The organism is Mesorhizobium sp. M7A.F.Ca.US.014.04.1.1, from assembly GCF_003998745.1.
Classification (GTDB): Bacteria; Pseudomonadota; Alphaproteobacteria; order Rhizobiales; family Rhizobiaceae; genus Mesorhizobium; species Mesorhizobium ciceri.
This window is the reverse complement of the sequence record NZ_RZRW01000282.1, coordinates 1-7,561: the sequence shown is the minus strand read 5'-3', so window position 1 is coordinate 7,561 and position 7,561 is coordinate 1. Positions and strand designations below refer to the sequence as shown.

The following is a 7,561-nucleotide window of genomic DNA, read 5'->3' as shown; positions in this document are numbered from 1 at the left end:
AATTTGATCAGAACGCGGTGAAACTTGTAGGCGACGTGGACAATCAAACGATACTTGTTGCCGCTAATGTCGAAAATGATGCGATTGTCACCTACGAAATCAACTGTCGCTCCAAACGCATACTTGACGTCAGCCGGGGTCTTCCAATCAGCATTCCCGACAGCCACATACCAAGCCGTCAAAGGAGCTTCGGCCTGATTGTGTTTTGCCCAAAAATCCTTCAGCGCCTTCTTGGCAATTATCTGCATGACCTGATATAGCAAATTCCCAAATTGGGAACAAGAGGATTTTCCCAAATTGGGAAAGGCAAGTGAGGTTCTCCAGGCACTTGCCAGGAAACGGGTGGCGGGGCCGGCTTGTGGTGGCTTCAATGCGGTCATGTTCATCACCCTGGCCAAGAATCTGAAGTCCGCGCCGCTGCAAATCACCGACGATCCGCGCTGGGCGCGCATCGTCGCGCGCGACAAATCCGCTGACGGCGCATTCTGGTATTCGGTGGCGACGACGGGCGTCTATTGCCGGCCTTCCTGTCCGTCTCGGCGCGCCAATCCGAAAAATGTGCAGTTGCACGACACGCTGGACCAGGCCAGGGCGACCGGTTTTCGCCCGTGCCGGCGCTGCGATCCACATGGCCCGTCGCTCGAGGCCGGCAACGCGGCGATGGTCGCCGCTGCCTGCCGCAGGATCGAGCAGAGCGAGGAAGAACCCTCGCTCGCTGAATTGGCTGATGCCGCCGGCCGCAGCGCCGGTTATTTCCACCGCATCTTCAAGGCGGTCACCGGATTGACGCCGAAGGACTATGCCGCCGCACACCGCGCCGCCAGGGTCCGCCAGGGCCTGGAAGACGGCACCAGCGTGACGGCTGCGATCTACGATGCCGGTTTCAATTCGAGCGGGCGTTTCTATGAGAAATCCATTGGTATGCTCGGCATGACGCCGACGCGCTATCGCGCCGGCGGCTCCCATGAAGAGATCCGCTTCGCCGTTGGCGAGACCTCGCTCGGCACCATCCTGGTCGCGTCCAGCCAAAAGGGCGTCGCCTCGATCCTGCTCGGCGACGATCCCGACGCGCTGGTGCGCGACCTGCAGGACCGTTTCCCCAGGGCACGGCTGATCGGTGGCGACCGCGACTACGAGGCGCTGGTCGCCCGCGTCGTCGGTTTCGTCGAGGCTCCGGCGCTCGGCCTCGACCTGCCGCTCGACGTCCGCGGCACGGCGTTCCAGCAGCGCGTCTGGCAGGCCTTGCGCGCCATCCCCGCCGGCCAAACGGTTTCCTATGCCGAGATCGCGCATCGCATAGGCGCACCTAAGGCGGCCCGCGCCATCGCCGCCGCCTGCGCCGCCAACAATCTTGCCGTCGCCATTCCCTGCCACCGCGTCATCCGCAAGGACGGCGCACTTTCCGGCTACGCCTGGGGCGCGGAGCGCAAGCGCGCGCTGCTCGACCGCGAGGCAGCGTCCGACAATGCCAACCGGTCGGTACGGGCCTGACGAGGACCGGCAATGCGCGCGATGGCAAGGTCTCCCACCACCGATGCGAACATCCAGACCCAAGCTGCCGGCAGCCGCCGCGCCCCTGACGCGAAATCATGGGTGATGACCGCCATCGGCCAGATGGTCGATGATGGCAAAGCCGAATGGAGCCGCACCGCAACCGGCGAGGTTGAGTTGCGCCTGTCATCAGGCGAAGTGTTCGTGCTGGGCGAAATTTCCGTCACCCGTGTCGCATGACGTCCTCAGGCGAAGTGCCAATGATCCAAATCAGCGCTCTACGGCGCCGTAGAGCACCTGCCTTGGAGATTCGAATTTGAAAGCAAGCATCGGAGTGAGCGCCAATCAGCACGTGGCTAGGGTTCAGGCACAGACAAAGGAGTGAAGGCAATGAACCTCGTACAAACCAATATTCCGGCGACGGTCACCAAGCTCGCCGCCCTCGATATCATAACCTACGCCATCGGCGAATCCCCGATCGGTAAAATCCTGGCGGCACGCAGCGCTATCGGCGTCTGCGCCATCCTGATCGGCTCGGACGCCGACACACTGGAGCGGGATCTTGGCCATCGCTTCCCGGGCAAGCTACTGGTCGAAGACGGGGCCACCTTGCGCGACGATCTCGCGGCAATCGCGCGCTTCATCGAAATGCCTGGCGTCGGCCTCGACCTGCCGCTCGACCTGCGCCGCGGCACGCCATTCCAGCAGCGCGTGTGGGAGGCGCTCCGAGGCATCCCGTGCGGCGCCACCATCACCTACGCCGCGCTGGCCCAGCGCCTCGGCCAGCCGGACGGCGCCCGTGCCGTGGCGACGGCCTGTGCGGCCAACGCGATTGCGCTGGGCATTCCCTGCCACCGTGTTGTCCGCGCCGACGGCACGCTGTCGGGCTACCGCTGGGGCGTCGAGCGCAAGCGCGCTCTGATCGACAAGGAGGCTACGATATGAATGCCCATGCCAGGGTTGCCGCATCGGCGGTTGAAGCTGCTCGGACGCGTGTCGCGGGTTACGACTGGCCCGCCCTTGCCGCCGAACTCGACGGTTTCGGCTGCGCGGTGATCGAGAAATTGCTCTCGCCCGAAGAATGCCGGGAGATCGCCGGCCTCTATCCCAAAGAAGAGCATTTCCGCAGCCACATCCATATGGCCAGGCACGGCTTCGGCAAGGGTGAGTACCGCTATTTCCGCTATCCCTTGCCGGACCTGCTCGGCGGCCTGCGCAGCGCGCTCTATCCCAGGCTGGCCGAGGTCGCCAATCGGTGGAACGAGCGGATGGGGCAGGCTATGCGTTATCCCGCGACGCATGCCGCGTTTCTCGATCAGTGTCATGCCGCCGGCCAGACGCGGCCGACGCCGCTGCTGCTGCAATATGTGCCTGGCGACTTCAACTGCCTGCACCAGGATCTCTATGGCGACCTCGCCTTTCCGCTGCAGGTGGCGATCCTGCTCTCCGAGCCGGGCCAGGATTTCACCGGCGGTGAGTTCGCGCTGACCGAGCAGCGGCCGCGCATGCAGAGCCGGGTCGAGGTGGTGCCGCTGCGCCAGGGCGACGCCGTTGTCTTTGCCGTCCACAACCGGCCGGTGCAGGGCACCAAAGGCAATTACCGCGTCAACCTGCGTCATGGCGTCAGCCGGCTGCGCTCAGGCATGCGCCACACGGTCGGGATTATTTTTCACGATGCGAAGTGAGCAGGGAGAAGATGGAGGTCCCCCTCACCCCGCCGGTGCATAGCGACTGACCACCATGCCACAGTCATAGGTCTTCGAGCCGAGCAGCCGCAGGTTTCTAAAACCGCCCTGATCAAAAATCCGGCGGCCCGCACCCAGCACCGCCGGGTTGATGAAAAGCTGAAACTCGTCGACCAGCCCGGCCGCAATCAGCGCCGACGCGAAACCGGCGCCGCCGAACACGGCCATGTCGCCGCCCTCGCCCGCTTTCAGCGCATTGACTTCGCGCGGCAGGTCGCCGCTGGCCACGCTCGTGCGCTCCCAGGCCGGCTCCCCGGCCGATTGCTTGAGCTTATCACTGAGCACCACCTTGCGGGCGTCGACGATGCGTTGCGCAAAGGCGTAGAACGGATCGTGCGGAAACTTCTTGGCGGCATTGCCCCAATGGGTGAGATAGCCCTCCTGCGCCATCTTGCGGCTGAGCAGGATGGTATCGACGCCTGTGAAGACAGCGTTGAAGTCCTGCTTCAGCTCATCGTCCCAGGCGCTCTCGTCACCCCACTCCCAGAGCTGCCAGGAATGGTCCTCGGTGGCGCCGACAAAGCCGTCGACCGACATCTGCATCTGCAGGACCAGCTTTTTCACCGTCATTCTCCTCACGGCTATCGCAAAACAGTTTACATTTGGAACTGTTGACGCAAGGCCAAAACGATGTCAATAGTAAAGTGATTTAGAAATGGAACCATAGATGGCGACGCGCGAAAAATCCGACTGCCCGATCAACCTGTCGCTCGAACTCATCGGCGACCGCTGGACGCTGCTCATCATCCGCGACATGGTCTTCGCCGGGAAAAAGCACTTTCGCGAATTCCTGCAATCCGACGAAGGCATCTCCTCGCGCACGCTGGCCGAGCGACTGCAAACGCTTCAGGACGAAGGCATCCTCACCAGAAGCGACGACCCGACGCATGGCTTGAGAACGGTCTACCGGCTGACCGAAGCAGGCATCGACCTATTGCCGGTGCTGGCGACGCTCGGCGCCTGGGGCAGCAGGCACCGCAAGGCCGACGAGAGATTGGCCAGGATTGCCAACCAGTTGGCGGCAGGCGGCGAAGCAGCGCTGGAAAAGATGAAAGCGGCGCTGCGAACGGAGCATAGTGTCTAGGCGGTTGCGTTCAAGCCGAACCGGCATGGCTGTTGCCGCACCCAATCGCTCTTCGCTTGACAACCATCCATCTTTGTTCTTTATTTGTTCTATTCTATCAGCAACTGCGGATGTGCGGTCGATGGAAACGACAGCCACCATCCTGCATGCCGATCTCGACGCTTTCTACGCCTCTGTCGAGCAGTTGCTCGATCCGCCGCTGCGCGGCAAGCCGATCGCGGTGGGCGGCGGCGTCGTGCTCGCCGCTTCCTATGAGGCGCGCGCCTTCGGCGTGCGTGGCGGCATGCCGGGGCGCAAGGCGCGCGAACTCTGCCCGCATTTGATCTTCGTCGGCGGCAATTTCAGCCATTACCAGCGGCTGGGCGATGCGGCGATCAAGGTGCTCGACGATTTTACGCCTGTGGTCGAGCGCATTTCCATCGACGAGGCGTTTGCCGACGTCGCCGGCTGCACGCATCTGTTCGGCTCGCCGCAGGAGATCGCGACAACCATCCGCCGCCGCGTACGGGCCGAACTCGGCCTGCCGATCTCGATCGGCGTGGCGCGCACCAAGCATCTGGCCAAGATCGCCTCGCAGGTCGCCAAACCCGACGGGCTGGTGGTCGTCGAACCCGGCACCGAACTCGCCTTCCTGCATGATCTGCCGGTCGGACTGATGTGGGGCGTCGGCCCGGCGACCAGGGCGCGGCTGGCCGAGATCGGCGTCGAGACCATCGGTCAACTGGCCAGGACGCATGGCGGCGCGCTGACGCGCCTGCTCGGTCCCGCCGCCGGCGAAAAGCTCGCCGCCCTGTCCTGGAACCGCGACCCGCGAAAGCTGGAGACGAAGCGCCGCGCGCATTCGGCCGGCGCCCAATCGGCGCTTGGCCAGAAGCCGGCTATGGCACGGGTCATCGTGCCGACACTGCTGCATCTGGCCGACCGCGTCGCCAGCCGGCTGCGCGCCAAGGCAAGGCCCGGCCGCACGGTGACGGTACGCGTGCGCTTTGCCGATCTCCGCGCCGTCACCCGTTCGATCACGCTTGACCAGCCGATCTCGGCGACCGCGATGCTGGCCGAGATCGCCGGCGATCTGGTGCGCGGCCTGCTTGCCGACAATCCACAGGAGAAAACGATCTCGCTGCTGGCGATCTCGGTCTCGCATCTTGAGGAAAGCTTCGAGTTACAGCTCGACCTGCCGCTTGGCCTCGCCGACGAGAGGCGCCGGCCCGGCACGAAGAAGGGCCTAGCACGCTTCGACGCCGACCGCGCCATCGACAAGATCCGCGAGCGCTTTGGCAAACAGGCGGTCGGCTACGGCACGGTGGCGCTGGAGGCGGCGCGCTCGGTTCCCGACGAATTCAGGGAGTTGGCGGAGAAGGAGCTGTGAAGCCGGGGGCTACTCCATCTCTTCGCCGTCCCAGTACCGCCTCACCGCTCCCATGTCGAAAATGCCGTCGCGCCGGCGCAAGGCGTCGACCGCCATCTTGTTGGAATCTGGATAGACGCAGACCTCGTTGGGATTTTTCTCGCCGATCATCAGGTAGCGGCACGGCCCCGTGCCGCTGTTGAGGAAGGAATGCCCGACCGCCAGGCCGGCCGGAAAGCAGACATAGTCGCCGGCTTTCATTTCGTGGCGCTCCTCGCCAAGCAGCAGCGTCACCTCCCCTTCCAGGATCAGCGCATGCTCCTCTTCCAGCATGTGATAGTGCCGGGGCGCCAGGCGCATGCCGGGCGCCGGCGCTTCGATCAGCATGCCGACATGATAGTCGGAGCGTCCCAGCGCGGCATAAGTCAGGTGCCTGGACCGGCCGCCGAACCGCGGGCCTTCGCCTTCGACCTTCCATTCGACAGCATCGCTGGCGATCGGCGGGATCGGCGCGGCCGGGGGTTTGGTGACACCGGCCGTCACATCCGACGGCAGCGGATCGCCGGCGGTAAGGCCGGTGTTCTCGCCGTCCCAGTAAGTTCGGATGGCTGCGAGATCGAAGATCGCGCGGCGGCCCAGGGCGCGTACCAGCACCTTGTTGGAGGCGGTGTAGACGACCACTTCATTCGGGTTGCGCTCGCCGACGATGACATAGCGGCACAGTGCGTCGCTGGTATTGATCAGGCAATGCCCCGCCGCGGCACCGGCGGGAAAGCAGATGTAGTCGCCGGACTTCATGGCATAGGCCGCGTCGCCGACATACGCGGTAAGCGCCCCTTCGAGGATGAAGACATGCTCTTCCTCGAAAATATGGTAATGCGCCGGCGAGGACTGCTTGCCAGCCGGAAGCTCCTCGATTGCCACGCCGACACGGTGTTTTTCGCCAAGGGCAGCCAGCGACAAATGCCGGTAGCGCAGGCCGAAGCGTGGCACATCGGACCATTCCGTCCACGGCACCTCATCCGATGCGAATGGTAGCGGCGGTTTAGCTTCGTCCACCATTAGGGCCTCCTGGTCCTGTCGCCCTGCCCTCGTCGCGTGCTGCTGGAGGGTCCACGACAGAACAAAGCTGCCAGCTTCCGGCTAAACCGCCAAGCGGTGTTCGCTACGCTCCTGACAAAGCCGGACAGAAGCCGCGCGCTTCAGCCTCGGATGGCCTTGCCCGCCTGCTGCAGCAATTCGAACGCCGCGAAGCGTTTGGCATGCCAGCCGGCCAGCGTAGCGTCGGGATGATAGACCTCGCCGAGTTCCGACATGCCGGCCATCGCCGCCGCCACATCCTTGTAGGCACCGGCGGCGACCGCGCCCAGCATCGCCGAGCCGAGCAGCACCGGTTCCGGCGAGGTCGAGGCCACCACCACCATGCCTGTGGTGTCGGCCAGCAGTTGGCGCACCAGCGGGCTTTGGCCGGCGCCGCCACTGACCACGATGGTGTCGACGGCAATGCCTTTCTGATGTTCGGCCTGCACGATCTGGCGCGCGCCGTAGCCCAGCCCGCAGACCCCGGCGACATAGAGCCCGACCAGGCTGTCGAGGCTGGTGTCGAGATCGAGCCCGGCGATCAGCGCGCGCGCGTCCGGGTCGGCGAAGGGCGCGCGGTTGCCGAGGAACTCCGGCACGACATGGATGCCGCCGACCAGGGCCGGCGTGGCCGCGGCTCCATTGCGGCTTTGCGCCTGCAGCGACAGCCAGGCGCTGAGACTGAGCCCCTCGGCTTGCGCTTTGGCGGTCGCTTCGCCGGCTGCAGGATGCATGCGCACCAGATGATCAATCGCAGCACCAGCTGCCGACTGGCCGCCCTCGTTCAGCCACAGGCCCGGCACCATGGCCGAG

At 64.6% G+C, this 7,561-nt stretch carries 10 protein-coding genes; 6 read left to right on the top strand and 4 right to left on the bottom strand.

The window, feature by feature from the left end; translation table 11 throughout:
• Positions 1–248 (bottom strand): type II toxin-antitoxin system HigB family toxin (locus tag EOA22_RS19015; RefSeq protein ID WP_127390137.1); only part of this gene is annotated, 248 nt, incomplete at its 3' end.
• A 130-nt stretch (positions 249–378) separates the two neighbouring features.
• Between EOA22_RS19015 and ada the strand changes: the two genes are divergently transcribed.
• From ada to EOA22_RS18995, 4 genes are all read left to right on the top strand, one after another.
• Positions 379–1,491 (top strand): bifunctional DNA-binding transcriptional regulator/O6-methylguanine-DNA methyltransferase Ada, encoded by a 1,113-nt coding sequence (gene ada / locus EOA22_RS19010; protein WP_063170284.1) that lies wholly within the window; start codon positions 379–381, stop codon positions 1,489–1,491.
• A 12-nt stretch (positions 1,492–1,503) separates the two neighbouring features.
• The gene (locus tag EOA22_RS19005; protein WP_013530734.1) at positions 1,504–1,731 is read left to right on the top strand and encodes a hypothetical protein; all 228 of its coding nucleotides are present in this window, start codon (positions 1,504–1,506) and stop codon (positions 1,729–1,731) included.
• 150 nt (positions 1,732–1,881) lie between these two features.
• Positions 1,882–2,436, top strand: a complete 555-nt coding sequence (locus EOA22_RS19000; RefSeq protein WP_063168577.1) for a methylated-DNA--[protein]-cysteine S-methyltransferase — start codon at positions 1,882–1,884, stop codon at positions 2,434–2,436.
• A complete protein-coding gene (locus tag EOA22_RS18995; RefSeq protein WP_063168578.1) occupies positions 2,433–3,176 on the top strand; it encodes a 2OG-Fe(II) oxygenase in 744 nt (247 codons plus the stop codon). The genes EOA22_RS19000 and EOA22_RS18995 overlap by 4 nt, the downstream gene beginning before the upstream one ends.
• Before the next feature lie 24 nt (positions 3,177–3,200).
• Here EOA22_RS18995 and EOA22_RS18990 read toward each other — a convergent pair whose 3' ends face one another.
• Positions 3,201–3,806, bottom strand: a complete 606-nt coding sequence (locus EOA22_RS18990) for a dihydrofolate reductase family protein (protein ID WP_245268621.1) — start codon at positions 3,804–3,806, stop codon at positions 3,201–3,203.
• Between the two features lie 97 nt (positions 3,807–3,903).
• Here EOA22_RS18990 and EOA22_RS18985 point away from each other — a divergent pair, with 97 nt between their 5' ends.
• Positions 3,904–4,320, top strand: a complete 417-nt coding sequence (locus EOA22_RS18985; protein WP_024501648.1) for a helix-turn-helix domain-containing protein — start codon at positions 3,904–3,906, stop codon at positions 4,318–4,320.
• A 121-nt stretch (positions 4,321–4,441) separates the two neighbouring features.
• Positions 4,442–5,689, top strand: a complete 1,248-nt coding sequence (gene dinB / locus EOA22_RS18980) for a DNA polymerase IV (RefSeq protein WP_063168579.1) — start codon at positions 4,442–4,444, stop codon at positions 5,687–5,689.
• Between the two features lie 9 nt (positions 5,690–5,698).
• Here dinB and EOA22_RS18975 read toward each other — a convergent pair whose 3' ends face one another.
• Both EOA22_RS18975 and EOA22_RS18970 read right to left on the bottom strand, forming a co-directional pair.
• Entirely contained in the window at positions 5,699–6,730 is a 1,032-nt protein-coding gene (locus EOA22_RS18975) for a cupin domain-containing protein (protein WP_063168580.1), read from the bottom strand.
• A 140-nt stretch (positions 6,731–6,870) separates the two neighbouring features.
• Positions 6,871–7,561: FGGY-family carbohydrate kinase (locus tag EOA22_RS18970; RefSeq protein WP_245478656.1), on the bottom strand; the 691-nt coding region annotated here is incomplete at its 5' end.